A 17,671-nucleotide genomic window follows, 5' to 3' on the forward strand; every position below is an offset into this window, starting at 1 on the left:
GGCATTCCCACGCAGAGCGTGGGAACGATCTAATCTGAGAGACCCGAAATGAGACTGTCCCGCTTCTTTATCGACGCCCCCCTGAGCACCGGCGAACACGAATTGCCGGAGGCCCAGGCGCACTACATCAGCCGCGTGCTGCGCATGGCCGAGGGCGATGCGGTGCAGCTGTTCGACGGTTCCGGCCATGAATTTCGCGGCGCCCTGCTGGAAGTCGGCAAGAAACGTGTAACCGTGCAGATCGACGAACAATTCGCCGGCCAGGTCGAATCGCCGCTGCACATCCACCTCGGCCAGGGACTGTCCCGTGGCGAGCGAATGGACTGGGCCATTCAGAAAGCCACCGAACTGGGCGTGAATGAAATTACGCCGATCTTCAGCGACCGCTGCGAAGTCCGTCTCAAGGACGAACGCGCCGACAAACGCCTGCTGCACTGGCGTCAGGTGGCGATCAGCGCCTGTGAACAATGCGGGCGCTCGCGGGTGCCGGTGATTCATCCGCCGGTGTTGTTGGCAGACTGGATCAAGCAGACCGAAGCCGAGTTGAAACTGGTGTTGCATCCGGTGGCGGAGCCGTTGGTGAGTCATGCCAAACCGGCGACGCTGGCGTTCTTGATCGGGCCTGAAGGTGGGCTGACTGACGCCGAAGTCGAGCAAGCCAAAGGCAACGGCTTCCACGCCGCCCGCCTCGGCCCGCGGGTGTTGCGCACAGAGACGGCGCCAGTGGTTGCGCTGGCGGTGGCCCAACAGCTTTGGGGTGATTTCTAAGGCCCCATCGCTGGCAAGCCAGCTCCCACAGGATCTTTGTTGGCCACAACATCCGTGAACAACGCTAAACCCTGTGGGAGCTGGCTTGCCAGCGATTAGCCGCACCTCGGTCTATAGGACGTAAAACAAGATCGCCACAAAGTGCAGCAAGCTCCCCGCGATCACAAACAAATGCCAGATCCCATGCGCATGCCGCAGCCGGTGATCCAAGGCAAAAAAGATAATCCCCACCGTGTACAAAACCCCGCCCGACGCCAGCCAGGCAAAACCTGTCGTACCCAGCGCCGCAATCAGCGGCTTGACCGCCACCAACACAATCCAGCCCATCACCGCGTAAATCACGATCGATAGAATCCGCGCCTCCGAACGCGGTTTGATCTCTTGCAGAATGCCGATCAGCGCCAGCCCCCAGACAATCCCGAACAGCGTCCAGCCCCACGGCCCGCGCAGGGTCACCAGGCAGAAAGGCGTGTAGCTACCGGCAATCAACAGATAGATCGAAAAGTGATCGACCTTCTTCATGATCGCTTTCTTGCGCCCGCGCACGCTGTGGTACACGGTCGAAGCGCTGTAAAGCACCAGCAAGGTAAACGCGTAAATCGCCACACTGACAATCTTCCACGGGCTGCCATCCAGGCAGGCGATCACCAACATCCAGACGCCGCCGACAAAAGCCGCCACCGCCCCGACCAGATGGGTCCAGGCGTTCAATCGTTCTCCGTGATACATGTATTGCTCACCTCACATTCGTTACCGCAGCGCGCAAGGCTCGGGCCTTGAGCGTAAAAGCGCAATCAAAAGATCGCAGCCTTCGGCAGCTCCTACCTTCGAACGCATTCCAATGCAGGAGCTGCCGAAGGCTGCGATCTTTTGATCTTCAAGGCACAATCGACGCATTCCAAAAAGAGTCCGCGCCATGCTGATCGACGAAGAATTGACCCTGAAAAAACTCGAGGTGTTCCTCGCCTTCATGCGCACCGGCAACCTCGCCCGCGCTGCCGCCGAGTTGCAGACCAGCAACGTCAGCGTGCACCGCGCTATTCATTCGCTGGAAAGCGCCCTGCGCTGTCCGCTGTTCAAACACGAAGGTCGCAACCTGACACCGCTGGAAAGTGCTTACGTCCTCGAAGAACGCGCACAGAAGCTGATCAACGACGTCGTCGAAAGCGTGCGCCTGACCCGCGAAGCGGCCGGGTTCTCCGCCGAACGCTTCAAACTCGGTTCGCTGTATTCACTGACAGTGAAAACCGTACCGCAATTGATCATGGGCCTGAAGATTCGTCGTAGCGAACTCAACATCGACCTGATCCTCGGTTCGAACATCGACCTGCTCTACAAGCTGAAAAACATGGAAGTTGACGCGATTCTGGTGTCGCTGGACGACAGCATCAACGACCCGGATTGCGAGCAGATTGCGTTGTTCTCCGATGATATTTTTCTCGCCACGCCGGCAGATTCAAAGTTCGCCCAGCGCAGTGAAGTGGATCTGGCTGAAGTGCGCGATGAAACCTTCATCACCCTGACTCAGGGTTTTGCGACCCATCAGGATGGTGTGCGGGTGTTCAAGCAGGCGGGGTTCGAACCGAAGGTGGCGATGCAGGTGAATGACATTTTCACGCTGTTGAGCATGGTCAGCTCGGGGGTGGGTTATGCGTTGCTGCCGGGGCGGATTGCGGCGGTGTATGAAAACCGGGTGAAGCTGATTCCGTTGCAGGAGAAGTACCGGTTGCAGCAGCACATTGGTGTGGTGTTTTTGAAGGCCAAGGAGAGGGATCCGAATTTGCTGGCGTTGTTGGCGGAGTGTCGGATGTATGCGAATCGGCAGGCTGGGGTTTAGATCAAGATCAAGATCAAGATCAAGATCAAGATCAAGATCAAGATCAAGATCAAGAGCTACCCCCTCACCCCAGCCCTCTCCCCCAAGGGGTAGAGGGGGAAAGGGAGCAGATCTCCATGGTTTCAAGGCCTGAGTTCCACTCAGAAATTTCAGGTCGATGTATAACGCCAAAACAACGCGGTCAGTCCCCTCTCCCTCCGGGAGAGGGCTAGGGTGAGGGGCTTTTGATCTTCAGCCCACAATCCCGCGAACAATGAAGAACAACAGCGATGGCCCCAGCAAGCACCCAAGCCCGGTGTGGAACGTCGCCGTCAACGCCCCATAAGGCACCAACCGCCGATCCGTCGCCGCCAACCCAGCTGTAACGCCGCTGACAGTCCCGGCCAACCCACCAAACACCATCGCCGAACGCGGGTTATCCAGGCCCATCCAGCGCGCCGCGACCGGCGTGCCGACCATCACCAGAATCGCCTTGATCAACCCGGTGGCAATCGACAGCGCCATCACATCCGAGGTCGCGCCAATCGCCGCGCCAGTCACCGGCCCGACGATGTAAGTCACCGCCCCGGCGCCGATGGTGGTCATGCTCACCGCATCGCGATAACCGAACGCCCAGGCCATGCACGCGCCGACAATGAACGGCAAAATCGTGCCCAGCAGCAGCGCAATCACACCAATCAACCCAGCCTTCTTCGCCTCGGTCGCCTGCACTTCAAACGCTGTGGCCACAATCGCAAAATCACGCAGCATCGCCCCGCCCATCAGGCCTATACCAGAGAACAACGTCAGATCCGCTAGCCCCTTCTGCCCACCGGTCATGGTGCCGCCGACCCACGCCAAAACCAGACCTATAACGATGGCAATCGCCGAGCCGTGAATGCGTCCGAACGTCAGGCGTTTGGACAGAACCACCGACACCCACATGATCACGCCGACAAAAGCGAATGCAGTGACCAGCCCATTGTGTTCCAGACCTTTCTCGATGAGATCCCACATATCAGCGGCCTCCTACTGGCGTGCCGACCGGGGAGATTTCCGCCGATTCATCAGGCAATGGCTCGCCTTTATGCGTGCGGCTGATCAAGGCAATCGTGCAACCACAGACCACCACCGAACCAATCGCCGCCAGCACCGCCACCGGGCCACCATGCAGCGCAGTGACAACGTTCTGTTGCGCGGCCATCGCCACCACCACAGGAATGTACATGGCGCCCCAGAAGCCGACGCCCATCTCGCATTCCTTGGTCATGCCGCCGCGCTTCTGCATCCACAACCGCGCGCAAATCAACAGGATCATGGCGATGCCGACCCCGCCGACATTGGATTTGACGCCCAACAACACGCCGAGCATGTCACCCATGATCACCCCTGCCAGCGTACAGATCGCGAGCAGCGCCACACCGTAAATAATCATTGTTGTAGTCCTCAAAGTGCATCGTCGAATGTTGTTTTTGTTGTTCGAAGCTTGAGTCGGCGGTTTTAGAGTTGGCGGCCACCCTCCTCTCGTAACAGCGCCTGCAAAGTGTCGAGGCGCGCACTGTCAAAGGCAGTCACGGTGCCTTGTTCGAACACCCGGCGCGCCAGCCCGGTCAGCACCGCACCGGGCGGCAGTTCGATCTGTAAACGTACGCCACGCTCGTAGGCGCTTTGCACGGTGCCGCGCCAATCCACCACGCGGCACATGTTGAAGGCGAGGTCGTCGCGCAGCGCTTCTACTTTGGTCACAGGACGCGCGCGGCTGCCGCTCAGGTAAGCGATTTTCGGGGTTTTCAGTTCAATCTTGGCGAAAGCTTCGGCGAGGGTTTGCGCCGGTTTTTCCAGCAGCGGACAGTGCGACGGCACACTCACCGCAAGACGTTTTGCCAACCCGGCGCCACGACTGCGCGCCAGTTCGGCCACCGCTTGCATGGCCTTGTCACTGCCGGCAATCACCACCTGATTGTCGGCGTTGATGTTGGCCAGATACACCGGCGAATCTTCGCTATGCACCTGCGCCAGCAACGTTTCGACTGTGGATAATTGCAGGCCGATGATCGCGGTCATGCCGTAGCCCTGTGGATAAGCCTGTTGCATCAGTTCGCCGCGCAGGCTGACCAGATGCAACGCATCGCTGAAGCTCAACGCCCCCGCAACCACTGCTGCCGGGTAAGCGCCGATGGACAAGCCGGCGACGTAATCCGCCGTCAGTCCGTCCTGCAACAACTGCCGCGAAGCAGCGACGCCGGCGATCAGCAGGCACAGCTGAACCGCCCTTGTCGTGCGCAACGCATCGCTGGAATCCAGCAACAAAACATATTCACCAAGCACATCACTGGCCTCGACCAACGATTCCCGAGGCAAACGCTGCAGCATGCCCGCTTGCTGCGCACCCTGGCCGGGGAACACCAGCAGACTGCTCACGCTGCCTGCTCCTGCGGGTTCCACGGGTCAGTCACCAAACAGGCCTGATACTCGTTTTTCAGCAGCACGCGTGCCGATCCGCTGGCCCACTCGCGCAATGCGACCGCACCGAACGGCGTCTGCAACTGCATGTCGATCCGGCACTCGGCTTGATCAAAAATCTCTACGAATTTACGAGCCTGATTACGCGTGATCAGTTGTGGTGTACGCAGAATCAGATCGAGATCGCTGGCCGCGTGCATCGCGATAAAACCACTGGCCAATTCAAACCCGACACTGCCGCTGACACCCCAGACCCAACCGCAGTCATCGAGCATCGGCCGCAGTTGTTTGAGCGCGTGTATGACCGGCAGATCGCGCTCGCACTCAACATGACAAAGCGCTTCGGGACTGACCCGACAGGCAATCGAATCAACCGCCATAAACGCCGCCAACCGCTGCTCGCGCAACACACCGCGCACGCCGACCGCGATAGAACCCTCATCGCTCAACGCGCGCCGTACCACCACCGGTTGCCCGGCGGCCAGCGACTCGACTGCCCACAACGGCGCATCCGCCGGCAACTGCGCCGGGGTCATGCCCCAGAGCAGATCGTGGGCCAGAGGCGTGTTCACCACTGCGCCCTCAACAGTTCGCGCACTTTGCTGGAAGCCGCACGATTTTTCGCGCCGAGACGATTGCTCAGATCAGTGCTGACGACATCGCCGATGGCTTGCTTCAGGCACTCGTTAACGCTCGAAAGATCATCCGCCGTCGGCTGCTCAATCTGTTGCACCGACAGGGTTTCCCAGAGCAAACCGAGGCTCGCATAACTGTCGATGTCATAAGCCATCGGCGGCACACTGGCGGCCAGCGCTTCCAGCTCTTCAACACTGCGCAACGTCACTCGCGCCGCCGAAGCCTTGCCCATCGCATGCACCATCACGCCGGGATCGCGCAGCGCAATCAAACGGTTGGCCTGATAACCATGAGCGAGAAACGCCCCGGACATCGCCTTACCGACCAGCAACGCAATCACTGGATGCCCGGCCAACCGCGCACGGGCATAACTGTCTGCCGCACCGGCCAGCGCCTGATGAATGCCAAGTGCTTCTTCGCGACGACCGTAGGCCTGGCTCGGCACATCGACGATGGCGATGATCGGGCGCTTTTGCGCTTTATCACGATCAGCAGTGATCACGTCATCCACAGCCTTGGCCAGACCCCAGCCTTCGAGTAAACCGACTTCGCCATTGCGAGCACGCGGAAAACGATTGTCCGGGTCAGCGACCACAGCGATAAAACGTCCCAGCTCACCGTCAGCCACCTTCAACGAGGCCGGCAGCCCTTCAAAGCTTTTAGCGCCCGCGCTCAAGGCGTTGAACCAGTGCAAACCGCGCAGCGAATAACCGCTCATGAGCGCTCTCCTTGATACAGATCGCGAACCACCGACGGTTCGATTTGCGGGTCAGTGTTCAGACTGTCGAGACGCTGCAGAAACCATTCGGCACGTTGACTGCGCGGTTGCTTTGGCAAACCCTGCTGCAGTAATTCACCGACCTGCTGACGAATCTTCGCCACGTCATCGGCGACATACCGATCGACCAGACCACTGGCGAAACGCTGCTCGCCGCCGGTCAGGCTCCAAATGAAAGGCCGGTCGCGGGAGTCGTATTCCTCGATCCCGGCTTCCTGCTCGATCACCTGCGGGCCATTCAAGCCGAGGCGTGCTTCCTGAGTCACCAGCAAATAACTGCACAACGCCGCCGCAATCGACATACCACCGAAGCAACCGACACTGCCCGCAACCACACCGACCACCGGTTGGTATTGCTGCAAATCGACAATCGCCGCATGAATATCAGCAATCGCCGCCAGCCCGAGGTTGGCTTCCTGCAGGCGCACACCCCCGGTTTCCAGCAACAACACCGCCCGAGTCGGGATACCTTTGCGGTTGTCTTCGGCGGCCAGTTCCAGCGCGCCGGCAATCTTCGCCCCGCCGACTTCGCCGAGGCTGCCGCCCTGAAACGCGCCTTCAATCGCGGCGATCACCACCGGCAAACCGTCGAGGCTGCCCTTGGCAATCACCACACCGTCATCGGCCTGCGGCACCACGCCCTGAAGTTCGAGCCACGGCGACATGACGCGTTGAAACGGGTCGAGCAGTTCGCGAAAACTGCCGGCATCGAGCAGGGCTTGCGCCCGTTGCCGCGCGCCGAGTTCGACGAAGCTGTGTTTGTTGAGCAACGCTGCGCTGTCAGTCATGGCCGATCTCCTCGAAACCTTGTTCCAGTCGCAAGCGCACCACCCCCGGCGTCGCGCCGAAATCGTGGATATCGATGGCCATCGCCGGCGGCGTGGTGCCGTCGAACATCCGCGCAAACAGGTGCTGCCAGCGCAGTTGCGCGCCGTTGACCGAGGTCTGCACATTGATCGTCAGCTTGCCGGCCAGGCCCGGTTCGATCAGCACTTCCAGATCACCCGAGCCGACACAACCGACCAGCGCACGACCGCGTGGCGGCTGCCCAGCGGGGAATTCAAACGATAGGGTTTCCATCAAAACGCTCCCTGAAGGATGCCGTCGCGCTCGATACGGTCGAGCAGCAGCGTGGCGGCGAGCAAGTCGGCGGCGCCACCGGGCGAGGCATTCAATGCGATGAGTTGTTGATCGAGTTCGTGCAGGCGGCGGCGACCGCTGAGGCTTGCGCTGCCACCGGCGTCGAGCACCGCTTGCGCGCCGTTTTGCATGGTTTGCAGCCCCTCTTCGCCAGCGCGGTAGAGCACGCAGGTGTCGGCCAGGTCAGTCATGATCGCGAGCAAGGCGTCGAGCCGGGCGTTCTGTTCGCCGTGGCCGTTGGCGCGGCTGCGTTTGAGTTGTGGCAGACCGCGTTGCAGCACCGAAGGGAAGCCGAGTTGCGCTTCTTCACGAGCGCCACGGGCGCCGTAACGCAGGGCGACTTGGGCGCCGTGGCTCAGTGGTTTTGGTGCGTAGCGGTCATCTAGTAAGGCTAGGCGCGCGGCACGCAGGGATACCGCATTGGCGCTGGAAGATTGCGGTTCCAGTGCAGCGGCCGTCACCAACAGACCCAAGGCCCAGATCGCCCCGCGATGGGTGTTCACACCGTTGGTGGTCGCGAGCATCGATTGCTCACCTTCACGACCAATCCGGCCAATCGCTTCGCGTAACGTTGAATCGACTTCGCCGATTGCAACCGCCGCTTCGGCCATCTCTTTGAACGCCGGCCACAACGACAGCGCCGAAGCGTGCATCAGGCCCAGGTGCAAATCGATGTGCGCGCCATTGCCGCGACGGTCGACCAGCGCCGGTTTCGGCGACAGATCGGCTTCGTCGATCAGCGCGTCCACCGCCAGATCGGCCAATCGGTCCGCCAGAGAAAGCGGTTTCGCTTGCAGATTAAATGCGTGCATTACCAGCTCCTGAATTTCGCGGGCGGGTTGTACAAACCGCCGGACCACTCGACCAGATCGGCCACGCTCTTCGCCGCGAGCAGTTCGCGGGTGGCGTCGGTACGGCGGATGCCGAGATCTTCGGGCAAGGCGATCAGGCCTTCGCGGCGCATACGCTCGGTGTCTTTCGGGTTGTGGCGCAGGCCGATGGCGGTGACGCCCGCAACGGCGGCGATCATTGCCTGGCGCTCTTCCAGCGAGCGCGCCTTGTACAGGTAGGCGATGCCTTCTTCGGTGAGCAAGTGGGTGACGTCGTCGCCGTAAATCATGATCGGCGCCAGCGGCATGCCGCTTTTCTTCGCCACCTCGACCGCGTCGAGGGTTTCGACGAAGGTCGGTTTGCCGCCCTCCTGGAAGGTCTCGACCATTTGCACCACGAGTTTCTTGCCACGTTCGAGCATCGGTTGCTGCGCATCGTCATGACGCATATCGAGCCACGCCGGGGTGCCGTGACGGCGACCGCGCGGGTCGTGGCCCATGTTCGGCGCGCCACCGAAACCGGCGAGGCGGCCACGGGTCACGGTCGAGGAATGGCCATCGCCATCGACCTGCAACGTCGCGCCGATAAACAGATCCACCGCGTATTGCCCGGCGAGTTGGCAGAACATCCGGTTGGAACGCAGCGAGCCGTCGCGACCGGTGAAGAACACGTCGGGCCGCGCGGCGATGTAGTTTTCCATGCCCAGTTCGGTGCCGAAGCAATGCACGCTTTCGACCCAACCGCTTTCAATCGCCGGGATCAGCGTCGGATGCGGGTTGAGCGTCCAGTTGCGGCAGATTTTGCCTTTGAGGCCGAGGGATTCGCCGTAGGTCGGCAGGATCAGCTCAATGGCAGCGGTGTTAAAACCGATGCCGTGGTTGAGCGACTGCACGTTGTGTTTTTCGTAGATCCCGCGAATCGCCATCATCGCCATCAACACGTGCACAGGCTTGATGTGGCGCGGGTCACGGGTGAACAGCGGTTCGATGTAGAACGGCTTGTCCGCCACCACGACGAAATCGACCCACGACGCCGGGATGTCCACGCGGGGCAGCTCGCTGACGTCGTCGACCAACTGGTTGACCTGGACGACGACGATGCCGTCGCTGAACGCCGCCGGTTCGATCAGTGCCGGGGTGTCTTCGGTACTGGGGCCGGTGTAGATGTTACCGGCGCGGTCGGCCATGAACCCGGCCGAGAGCACGACGTTGGGGATCAGGTCCACCACCAGCCGGGCGTAGAGTTCGATGTAGGTGTGGATCGCGCCGACTTCCAGCAAGCCGTCTTCAAGCAACTGGCTGATGCGCAAGCTCTGGGTGCCGGCGAAGGAGAAATCCAGCTTGCGGGCGATGCCGCGTTCGAACAGATCAAGGTGCTCGGAGCGGCCGACGCTGGGCATGATCATGTGCAGGTCGTGGAGCTTTTCCGGGTCGGCTTTGGCCAGCGAGCGCGAGAGGAAATCCGCCTGCTTCTGGTTGTTACCCTCCAGCACTACACGGTCACCGGGATGGATCAGCGCTTCGAGCGCGGCGACGATCTTGTCGGTGGGCAACACCACACCGTCGGCCAGCCCGCGCACCTTGTCGAGGCGGCGCTGCTTCTCATCGCGCCGCCGCGTCCAGCGCGAGTCGGGGGAAATTGTTGTTGTCATGCTCACTCCACGGGGTTCGCTGTCGTGGAGCTAAGGTAGGCGTGTGGGGTGGGGGCATCAATCAAGCGCAGAGGTGAATCATTACGCTGAGCGTAACGATCAAGAGCACCCTCACCCTAGCCCTCTCCCGGAGGGAGAGGGGACCGATTGGGGGATATTCGGGAATTGCGCCGACCTGGGAATGTTGTACTGAATCCAGAATTTACCAGGTTCACCAGATCCATAATCGACTCGGTTTTTCAGGTCGATGTATGACGCCAGACACCTCGGTCGGCCCCCTCTCCCTACGGGAGAGGGCTGGGGTGAGGGTCAGCTTTTAAGTCACTCCGTCGGCACCAACCTATCCAACAAACGGTTAACAGCCATCTCCGCCACCATCACTACCTGCGCAATACCTTGCACAGTCTTGCGATGCGTACCTTCCACCATTGCCGCATGGTTGTTGAGCATAACCGTGGCCGAACCGAGGGTTTCACTGGCGTCGGCCAGCAGGGATTCGGTGTCGGCGTTGGGGTTGGCCATATACAACGTGTTGGGGGTGTAGGGCGTGGCCATCAGGTCGGCGTTGGTAGGGCCGAGATAATGGTCGAGGGCGCGTTCGGCGGCTTCGTGGAATTTCTTGGAGTCGGGGGATTCGTAGGGGGATGCGGGATCTGTGTGCGGGGGGTTAGGCGTAGGTTTAATCATCTTCAGGTTCCGAAATAAAGCTGGAACCGCTTCTCTGCTAAAAGAAGGGGTGGCAGCTGAACGCAGGTTAGCAGACCGGGGAACCTAAGGAAGCCGGCGCGCCGAAGCGCCCTGCGCACAGCCGCCATCGAGTGCAGGCTCTGAGCCTGACGATGATGTATGTGCACCCTTAGATTAACCACGGGCTGCTAAACCCGATCACTGGAAATCAGTGACGGAATCAAGTTACGCAGCATGCCAAAGGCGCACAAGCCGGCGGATTCTGGTGCATGCGTAGGCAGCGGCGCAAGGATTTGTAGGCCAGGGAGCCGTAACACAGAGTGTCTTTAAACAACGGGGTTAAAGGGTGTTTATTGCACTGCAGAAATTGAGGATTTGCCTGTAAGAATTTGCTGGTGCTACTGGCCCCATCGCTGGCAAGCCAGCTCCCACAGTGTCCGAGTTGTATTCGAATTCTGTGAACCACACAAAACCCTGTGGGAGCTGGCTTGCCAGCGATGAGGCCAGTCAGAGCAACACAAATTCTGGATCAATGGACCAGCCCCGCCTCCACCAACAACTTCTCCAGCCCCAACAAATCCGGCACCTTAGCCACCTGTTCCCCGACCTGCACCGCCGCCTGCTCCAGCGCACACAACGGCACGTCGACATAACTTAACTGACTATCAAGCTTGTACGACCGTGGAATCCCCTGCACCAGCAGTGCAATGAACTTCAACTCCGGCAACCCACCCAGCGCATTCAAAATCACGATCCGCGCGCGCTCGCCAATGACGATTTTCTGCCCACAGGCCGATTCAAAACTCAGCAACGGAATCTGCCGCTCACGCCACGTAACTTTGCCCAGATACCACGGCGGCGTGTCCAGATCGAAGGCACTGGCCTGGTAATCGATCAACTCAGCGACAGCGACGTTAGGCAGGATCAGATTGCGATCCGCCAGCGGCAGCAGCAACCCGGTCAGTTGGCTGCTGCGCTGATTATGCCGGCGCTCATGCATGTTTCTTGCTCCACTGGGCAATGCTTTCAAGCAGCACCGACTCTTGATACGGCTTGCCGAGGTAGTCGTTGACGCCGATGGCCATGGCGCGGTCGCGGTGTTTCTGCCCGGTGCGTGAGGTGATCATGATGATCGGCAGGTGTTGCAGGCGTTCGTCGTTGCGCACCTGAGTGGCGACTTCGAAGCCGTCCATGCGCGGCATTTCGATGTCGAGCAGCATCAGGTCGGGCATGTGTTCTTCGAGCAACAACATGGCGTCGACACCGTCCTTGGCGGTCAGCACGTTCATGCCGTGGCGCTCGAGCAAGCGGCTGGTGACCTTGCGCACAGTGACCGAGTCGTCGACCACCATCACCAGCAGTGGTTTGTGCGGTTCGTTGTCGATCTCCGGCAGCGTTGACGTCGGCGCAATGCGTGCCTGCATGGCGCGGATCGGTGCGAGCAAATCGAGAATCAGCACCACCCGACCATCGCCGAGAATCGTCGCGCCGGACACGCCCTGCACCGCCGCGAATTGCGCGCCAAGGCTTTTGACCACGATCTCGCGGGTGCCGGCCATGGTATCTACTAGCACGGCGATGCGCCGGTCGTTGTAGTGCACCAGCAGCACCGGCAACGGCAGGTTCTGCCCCAGCAGTTTCGGTCGTGGCGCAGTTTTCAGCAGCTCGCCGAGGTAGCACAGCTCATAGGTCTGGCCGCCGTACTGATAGCGCGGCGGATCAGCACGAAAGTGAGCTTCCAGATCATTCGGCAACACGCGGACGATGCCTTCGATGGTGTTCAGCGGAATCGCGTATTGATCCTCACCGCACTGCACCATCAACGCGCGGTTGACCGACACGGTGAACGGCAAGCGAATACGGAAATGCACACCCTGCCCCGGCACGGAATCGATGCTCATGCTGCCGCCGAGCTGCCGCACCTCTTCGTGCACTACGTCCATACCAACGCCACGCCCGGAAATCTGCGTGATTTTTTCGGCGGTCGAGAATCCCGGCTGGAGGATGAACTGCAACACGTCGCGGTCGCTGATCTCGGCTTCCGGCGCGAGCATGCCGCGTTTGATCGCCTTGCGCCGCACCGCCTCCAGCGGCACCCCGGCGCCGTCGTCGCGAATGTCGAAAACGATGTCGCCACCCTCGCGGGACAGGTCGAGGCTGATCTGCCCTTGCGCCGGTTTGCCCGCCGCCAGCCGCACCTCGGCGGACTCCAGACCGTGGTCGACGGCGTTGCGCAGCATGTGTTCCAGCGGCGCGGCCATGCGTTCGAGGACGTTGCGATCCATCTCGCCTTCAGCGTTGCCGACGACGAAGGCGACGTCTTTGTTCAGCTCTTCAGCGACCTGACGGACGATGCGTTTGAGGCGCGGCAACATGCGCTCGAACGGCACCATGCGCGTGCGCATCAGGCCTTCCTGCAATTCGGTGTTGATGCGGCCCTGTTGCTGCAACAGGTTCTCGGCGTCGTGATTGCGCCGATCGAGGGTTTCCTTGAGATCGAGCAAGTCAGAGGCGGATTCGAACAGCGCCCGCGACAGTTGCTGCAACTGCGAATGGCGGTCCATTTCCAGCGGATCGAATTCTTCGTAGCCGAGGCGTTCGGCATCGACCTGCTGACGGCTGAGAATCCGCCCTTGGGTTTCGGTGTCGAGACGGCGCAACTGATCGCGCATCCGTTCGATGGTGGTTTCCATCTCGTTCAGCGCGATCTGCGCGTCGTTGACTTGCTGTTCGATACGACCACGGAAGATCGAGGTTTCGCCGGCCAGATTGACCAGTTCATCAAGCAGTTCGGCGGAGACCTTGACCATGTCCGCGCCAGCCTCGGCAGCCGGCGGCGCCGCGTCAGTCTTAACCGGAACAGACAGCACTGGCGGTGTTTCTACCGCCACCGGGTGACTGAAATTCTGGATCGCATTGATCAACCGATCCGCCGGCGGACACGGTTGCCCGGCGCGCACGCCATCGAGCATTTGTGCCAAGCGATCATGACCGCGCTGCACCAGCGCAAACAGCTCCGCCGATGGCTGCAACGCGCCGCTGGAAAGACTTTCGTAAAGGTATTCCAGCTCATGGGCGAGGTCGCCGATCGGGCCGATCTCGACCATCCGCGCGCCGCCCTTGAGGGTGTGCAGATCGCGCAGCAGGGTTTCCACTTCCTGGCGATTGCCCGGCTCGGCCTGCCAGCGCAGCAGCGCGGCACCGGAGTTTTCGATGATGTCGAAACCTTCTTCGAGGAAGATTTCCAGCAACTCCGGGTCGTGACCGGCACTGTCGTGATCGGCCGCTGGCTGGGGCGTTTCGCTGACGGTCTGGCCTTGACGCACCTGACGCAGGGTTTCGATCAAATCCTGCGCCGGGGTCAGTGGCTGATGCTGTTGCAGCTGTTCAAGCAGCAGCGCCAAACGCTCATGACTCTTGAGCAGCAGACGCCTCAAGGTTTCGCTGTAGTTGAAGCGACGATCGACCAGACCTTCGTAAAGGCTTTCCAGCTCCTGGGCCAGATCGCCAATGGCCTCGACTTCGGCCATCCGCGCGCCGCCCTTGAGCGTATGCAAATCGCGCTGCAACGAGGACAGTGGCGCGGTGTTGTCCGGGTCGCTCAACCAGCGCTGCAAGGCCTGGCCTGAGCTGTCGAGAATGTCCACCGCCTCTTCGAGGAAGATCTCGACAATCTCGTCATCGGGCTCAAGCGCCGTTGCCTTTTGCTGCAACTCAGCGGTGGCGCTGCCCAGATCACGGATGCTCAGGGTGCGGCTGCCATCGCTGCGAATCAGGCCCATGGAAGAAGGATCGAGGCTCTGATCGAGCAGATCATGCAACGCCCGAATCCGCTCTGGCTGCGGTGTGACTTCCTGACCGGCAGCCAGTTCATCGAGCATGTTGATCAGCGCTTCATGGGCGTTCTGCGCTTCCTGGAAAAACTGCTCGCTGACCGCCAGGCTGCTTTCTTCCACGGCGCCGTAGAGATCGAGCAAGGCTTCGCACAACACATCCACCGGCAGCAAATCCGCCAAATGCGCGCCTTCGCCAAGGGTGGTCAGTTCATCCAGCAAGGCGCTGAGTTCCTGACGCTCGCCGGGGTGTTGCTGCCAGCGCTGTAGCAGGCTCTCAGCATCCAGCAGGATGTCCATGCCTTGAGCGAGGAAGTTATTGATCAGTTGCGGATCGCGCTTGACCCGCAGGCCGGTATTGGGCGCATCGAGGATCGACGCCAGACGCTCGGCAAGCAGGGTTTCCGAGCGTTTGATCAGCGACTGCGCACCGACAATCGGCGCCAGCGGATCATGCTTGAGCTGACGCAGACCGACGCGGAACAGACCCTCGGCTTCAAGCAGCAATTCCACTTCGTCGAGGTCCAGCGGCAACTGGTGCGCCTTGAACTCGCGGGCCAGTTGATCGAGCGGTGCAGCGAGTTCGGCAATCGGCAATACGCCGGCCATCGAGGCGCTGCCCTTGAGCGTGTGCAAGGCGCGCTGCAACTCGTCACTGGCCTGCAACGGCACATGCTCGGCGGCCTGATCGAGGAAACGGTTGAGGCTGGCGAGGTGGGTTTCGGCTTCGTTGCGGAAGATCTCCAGCAACAACGGATCGAGTGCCGCCACATCGTCGACGTCTTCGGCGGCCAGCGGTTCATCGCCTTTGGCCAAGGCGTGGGCGCGAGCAGCGAGTTGATCGACATCGCTGCGCTGACGCTGACTGTTGGTGGCGAATTCGTTGATCAACTCGGGCAGCAACAACACCGTGTCGGTGAGCAGTTGCTGCACCACCGAACCGGGCTCGACGCTCTGTTCGAGCACGCGGTTGAGCAGGTTTTCCACCGCCCAGGCCAGTTCACCGAGGATCAGCGCGCGGACCATGCGCCCGCTGCCCTTCAAGGTGTGGAAAGCGCGGCGCAGCTCAGTCAGCGCGTCGCGATCCTGCGGATTGGCCGACCAGCGCGGCAGGTATTCGTGGAGAACTTCGAGGACCTCATCGGTCTCTTCAAGGAAAACTTCGCGCAGTTCATCGTCGACCGGCTCTTCATCGGCCGGTGGCGGCATCAGGCTGCCGGGGGTGATCAGCGCTGGCGGGTTGAGCGCCGAAACCGGGCTGGCCAGAACATCTGCCAGCGACTGTACGGTTTCCGGATCATCGAGCGCCTGCATGTCCTGCATCACCAGCGCTTCGCTGGGGCTGAGCACGTCGTCGAGCACGGGCACATGCGGTTCATTTGGAAAGAACCCGAGGCTGGCGAGGGACTTCTGCGCGACATCGAGCAATTGCTCGCCCGGTGCCTGCGGGTCGTCACTCAAGCGTTCGAGGTAATACTCGAGGCTGCTGATGACATCGGCCAGATGATCGAGTTGTTCCCAACCCGGCTCGTGCGGATCAAGCAGCAGATGTTCGCGGATAAAACCGTTGCAGGCTTCGACCAGACTCGCCGCACGGCTGAGTGGAATCATCGCCAGTGCACCACGCACTTGGGTCAGCAGCGCCGGCAACGGTTGCAGATGCTGGCGATCCCAATCGGCGTCGATGTAGTCGACGATCATGTCCTTGGCCTGTTGCAGGCAGATGCGCGCTTCCTTGATGACGATCTGATGGATCTGCGTCAGGTCGGTGGTTGGCAGGCGCGAATCTTCCGGGCTTTCCGGCTCGACGGTGCCGACCATTCCGGCCAACGTCGCTTCGACGTAAAGCAGCGCACCGGCAACGTCCATCAGGATCGCGTCATTCGGTTCGCGCTGGCCTTGGGCGAGGCTGAGCACCACGGCCAATTGATCGATGATCACTTTGCGCGGTTGGCCAAAACCGAGCACGGCGAGCGTGTCGGCGATCTGCCGCAGCGGTGCCAGCAGGCTTTCCAGATCGGAAGTGTGCTGGCGGTCGCTGCGCACGAACAGGTCGAGGCGTTCCTTGACCCGCACCAGTTCCTCACACAGCGCTGCCAGCACCGAGCGCATCGCATCGCGGTCAGGGCCGGCCAGGCGTGCGCGTTCTTCGTCGACCATCGCGCTGTCGGGCAACGCGTCGTCCAGGGAGTAGCGATCTTTCATGGTCAGCATCTGCCCGGTGGGATGTTCGGCTTTGGCAATATAGAACAACAGGCTTTTCAGCAACTCTGCCGGGGGCACTTGGTTGAGCCCGATCATGCCTTGTTCGAGCAGGCGTTTGAGCTCTTTGTCGGCGTCCTTGAACAGGCTGCGCAGCGCCGGGCTGTTGGCGATCACGCCCTCGCGCATGCCTTCGACCAGCGCCGAGGCGACTTGCCACAGCGGGCTCAGGGGCGCATCACCGCTCAGCGCTTCGAGGCGGGTGAAGACTTTCGCCAGATAGTCGAGATGCGTTTGGTCATTCTGCTCGCGCAACAAACCGACCAAAGCCATTTGCAGCATCTGGCGCAATTTGCGCAGCACGTTCGGCAACTCTACCGGCTCAAGCAGCGCCAGTGCTTCGGCGCTCAAGGGCGGTAACTCAGGCAGTTGCGGGCTGAACAAACTGGTTTCCGAGAGCAGGCTTTCGCCCCGAGCGCTGCGCAAATCGTTGATCAGCGGCAGCACCACCAATGGCAAATCACGCCGGGCGCTCTGCACGCGGTCGAGGTAGATCGGCAATTGCCCGAGGGCTTGCAGTAACAGGTGCAGCGCTTCGTCGCGATGGCTGACGCGCTCGTGCTGCAAGGCTTCGACCAGATGTTCCATTTCTTCGGCGAGCAACGCTGCGCCGTAGAACTCGACCATCTGCAGGCTGCCGTGGACCTGATGGATGTATGCCAGGCACTCGTCCAGCCCCGGGAAGGCCTGCGGATCGTCGAGCACGGCTTCAATCGCCTGATGCGCCTGTCTCAGCGTTTCGGCAATTTCGCCTTTCACCCATTCGAGGGCCACGTAGTCATGCCGGTCACCCATAACCGCTCCGA

The 17,671-nt window shown here is 60.9% G+C and carries 15 protein-coding genes; 2 read left to right on the plus strand and 13 right to left on the minus strand.

Annotation, left to right across the window (positions count from 1 at the left end; all coding sequences use genetic code 11):
- Positions 1 to 48: 48 nt before the first annotated feature.
- Positions 49 to 768: a 16S rRNA (uracil(1498)-N(3))-methyltransferase gene (locus tag CKW38_RS11360; RefSeq protein ID WP_007913710.1), complete on the plus strand. Its 720-nt coding sequence runs from the start codon at positions 49 to 51 to the stop codon at positions 766 to 768.
- Positions 769 to 879: 111 nt separating this feature from the next.
- Here CKW38_RS11360 and CKW38_RS11365 read toward each other — a convergent pair whose 3' ends face one another.
- Positions 880 to 1,497, minus strand: coding sequence for a hemolysin III family protein (locus tag CKW38_RS11365; protein WP_007913708.1), 618 nt, complete (start codon positions 1,495 to 1,497; stop codon positions 880 to 882).
- A gap of 187 nt (positions 1,498 to 1,684) precedes the next feature.
- Between CKW38_RS11365 and CKW38_RS11370 the strand changes: the two genes are divergently transcribed.
- Positions 1,685 to 2,605 (plus strand): LysR substrate-binding domain-containing protein, encoded by a 921-nt coding sequence (locus CKW38_RS11370; RefSeq protein WP_095112783.1) that lies wholly within the window; start codon positions 1,685 to 1,687, stop codon positions 2,603 to 2,605.
- A gap of 231 nt (positions 2,606 to 2,836) precedes the next feature.
- On the opposite strand, the gene madM is transcribed toward CKW38_RS11370, so the two are convergent.
- The 12 genes from madM to CKW38_RS11430 all read right to left on the minus strand — a co-directional run bounded on the left by madM (position 2,837) and on the right by CKW38_RS11430 (position 17,660).
- Positions 2,837 to 3,601 carry a malonate transporter subunit MadM gene (gene madM / locus CKW38_RS11375; protein WP_007913704.1) on the minus strand — a complete coding sequence of 255 codons (765 nt, stop codon included), beginning with the start codon at positions 3,599 to 3,601 and terminating at the stop codon, positions 2,837 to 2,839.
- Between the two features lies 1 nt (position 3,602).
- Complete coding sequence (madL, locus tag CKW38_RS11380) at positions 3,603 to 4,019, minus strand: malonate transporter subunit MadL (RefSeq protein ID WP_095112784.1); 417 nt, start codon at positions 4,017 to 4,019, stop codon at positions 3,603 to 3,605.
- 65 nt (positions 4,020 to 4,084) lie between these two features.
- Positions 4,085 to 5,005, minus strand: a complete 921-nt coding sequence (gene mdcH / locus CKW38_RS11385) for a malonate decarboxylase subunit epsilon (protein ID WP_095112785.1) — start codon at positions 5,003 to 5,005, stop codon at positions 4,085 to 4,087.
- Complete coding sequence (locus tag CKW38_RS11390) at positions 5,002 to 5,622, minus strand: malonate decarboxylase holo-ACP synthase (RefSeq protein ID WP_095112786.1); 621 nt, start codon at positions 5,620 to 5,622, stop codon at positions 5,002 to 5,004. The genes mdcH and CKW38_RS11390 overlap by 4 nt, the downstream gene beginning before the upstream one ends.
- Complete coding sequence (gene mdcE / locus CKW38_RS11395; RefSeq protein WP_095112787.1) at positions 5,616 to 6,401, minus strand: biotin-independent malonate decarboxylase subunit gamma; 786 nt, start codon at positions 6,399 to 6,401, stop codon at positions 5,616 to 5,618. The genes CKW38_RS11390 and mdcE overlap by 7 nt, the downstream gene beginning before the upstream one ends.
- Entirely contained in the window at positions 6,398 to 7,249 is an 852-nt protein-coding gene (locus CKW38_RS11400) for a biotin-independent malonate decarboxylase subunit beta (RefSeq protein WP_095112788.1), read from the minus strand. Before CKW38_RS11400 ends, mdcE begins: the two co-directional genes overlap by 4 nt.
- Positions 7,242 to 7,541 (minus strand): malonate decarboxylase subunit delta, encoded by a 300-nt coding sequence (locus tag CKW38_RS11405; RefSeq protein ID WP_007913697.1) that lies wholly within the window; start codon positions 7,539 to 7,541, stop codon positions 7,242 to 7,244. Before CKW38_RS11405 ends, CKW38_RS11400 begins: the two co-directional genes overlap by 8 nt.
- A complete protein-coding gene (locus CKW38_RS11410; RefSeq protein WP_095112789.1) occupies positions 7,541 to 8,413 on the minus strand; it encodes a triphosphoribosyl-dephospho-CoA synthase in 873 nt (290 codons plus the stop codon). Before CKW38_RS11410 ends, CKW38_RS11405 begins: the two co-directional genes overlap by 1 nt.
- The gene (gene mdcA / locus CKW38_RS11415; RefSeq protein WP_095112790.1) at positions 8,413 to 10,083 is read right to left on the minus strand and encodes a malonate decarboxylase subunit alpha; all 1,671 of its coding nucleotides are present in this window, start codon (positions 10,081 to 10,083) and stop codon (positions 8,413 to 8,415) included. The genes CKW38_RS11410 and mdcA overlap by 1 nt, the downstream gene beginning before the upstream one ends.
- A gap of 321 nt (positions 10,084 to 10,404) precedes the next feature.
- Complete coding sequence (locus tag CKW38_RS11420; RefSeq protein WP_095112791.1) at positions 10,405 to 10,770, minus strand: DUF6124 family protein; 366 nt, start codon at positions 10,768 to 10,770, stop codon at positions 10,405 to 10,407.
- Between the two features lie 529 nt (positions 10,771 to 11,299).
- Entirely contained in the window at positions 11,300 to 11,770 is a 471-nt protein-coding gene (locus CKW38_RS11425) for a chemotaxis protein CheW (RefSeq protein WP_007913679.1), read from the minus strand.
- Positions 11,763 to 17,660, minus strand: coding sequence for an Hpt domain-containing protein (locus CKW38_RS11430; protein ID WP_095112792.1), 5,898 nt, complete (start codon positions 17,658 to 17,660; stop codon positions 11,763 to 11,765). The genes CKW38_RS11425 and CKW38_RS11430 overlap by 8 nt, the downstream gene beginning before the upstream one ends.
- Positions 17,661 to 17,671 lie beyond the last annotated feature (11 nt).

It is taken from the genome of Pseudomonas sp. Irchel 3H7, assembly GCF_900187605.1.
In the GTDB taxonomy this organism is placed as follows: Bacteria; Pseudomonadota; Gammaproteobacteria; order Pseudomonadales; family Pseudomonadaceae; genus Aquipseudomonas.

Excerpts from the sequence above, each read along its gene's own strand:
- mdcE (WP_095112787.1), bottom strand. The coding sequence starts at position 6,401 with ATGAGCGGTTATTCGCTGCGCGGTTTGCACTGGTTCAACGCCTTGAGC.
- CKW38_RS11410 (WP_095112789.1), bottom strand. The coding sequence starts at position 8,413 with ATGCACGCATTTAATCTGCAAGCGAAACCGCTTTCTCTGGCGGACCGA.
- CKW38_RS11365 (WP_007913708.1), bottom strand. The coding sequence starts at position 1,497 with ATGTATCACGGAGAACGATTGAACGCCTGGACCCATCTGGTCGGGGCG.
- CKW38_RS11420 (WP_095112791.1), bottom strand. The coding sequence starts at position 10,770 with ATGATTAAACCTACGCCTAACCCCCCGCACACAGATCCCGCATCCCCC.
- CKW38_RS11400 (WP_095112788.1), bottom strand. The coding sequence starts at position 7,249 with ATGACTGACAGCGCAGCGTTGCTCAACAAACACAGCTTCGTCGAACTC.
- madM (WP_007913704.1), bottom strand. The coding sequence starts at position 3,601 with ATGTGGGATCTCATCGAGAAAGGTCTGGAACACAATGGGCTGGTCACT.
- mdcA (WP_095112790.1), bottom strand. The coding sequence starts at position 10,083 with ATGACAACAACAATTTCCCCCGACTCGCGCTGGACGCGGCGGCGCGAT.
- CKW38_RS11370 (WP_095112783.1), top strand. The coding sequence starts at position 1,685 with ATGCTGATCGACGAAGAATTGACCCTGAAAAAACTCGAGGTGTTCCTC.
- madL (WP_095112784.1), bottom strand. The coding sequence starts at position 4,019 with ATGATTATTTACGGTGTGGCGCTGCTCGCGATCTGTACGCTGGCAGGG.
- CKW38_RS11425 (WP_007913679.1), bottom strand. The coding sequence starts at position 11,770 with ATGCATGAGCGCCGGCATAATCAGCGCAGCAGCCAACTGACCGGGTTG.
- CKW38_RS11360 (WP_007913710.1), top strand. The coding sequence starts at position 49 with ATGAGACTGTCCCGCTTCTTTATCGACGCCCCCCTGAGCACCGGCGAA.
- CKW38_RS11405 (WP_007913697.1), bottom strand. The coding sequence starts at position 7,541 with ATGGAAACCCTATCGTTTGAATTCCCCGCTGGGCAGCCGCCACGCGGT.
- CKW38_RS11430 (WP_095112792.1), bottom strand. The coding sequence starts at position 17,660 with ATGGGTGACCGGCATGACTACGTGGCCCTCGAATGGGTGAAAGGCGAA.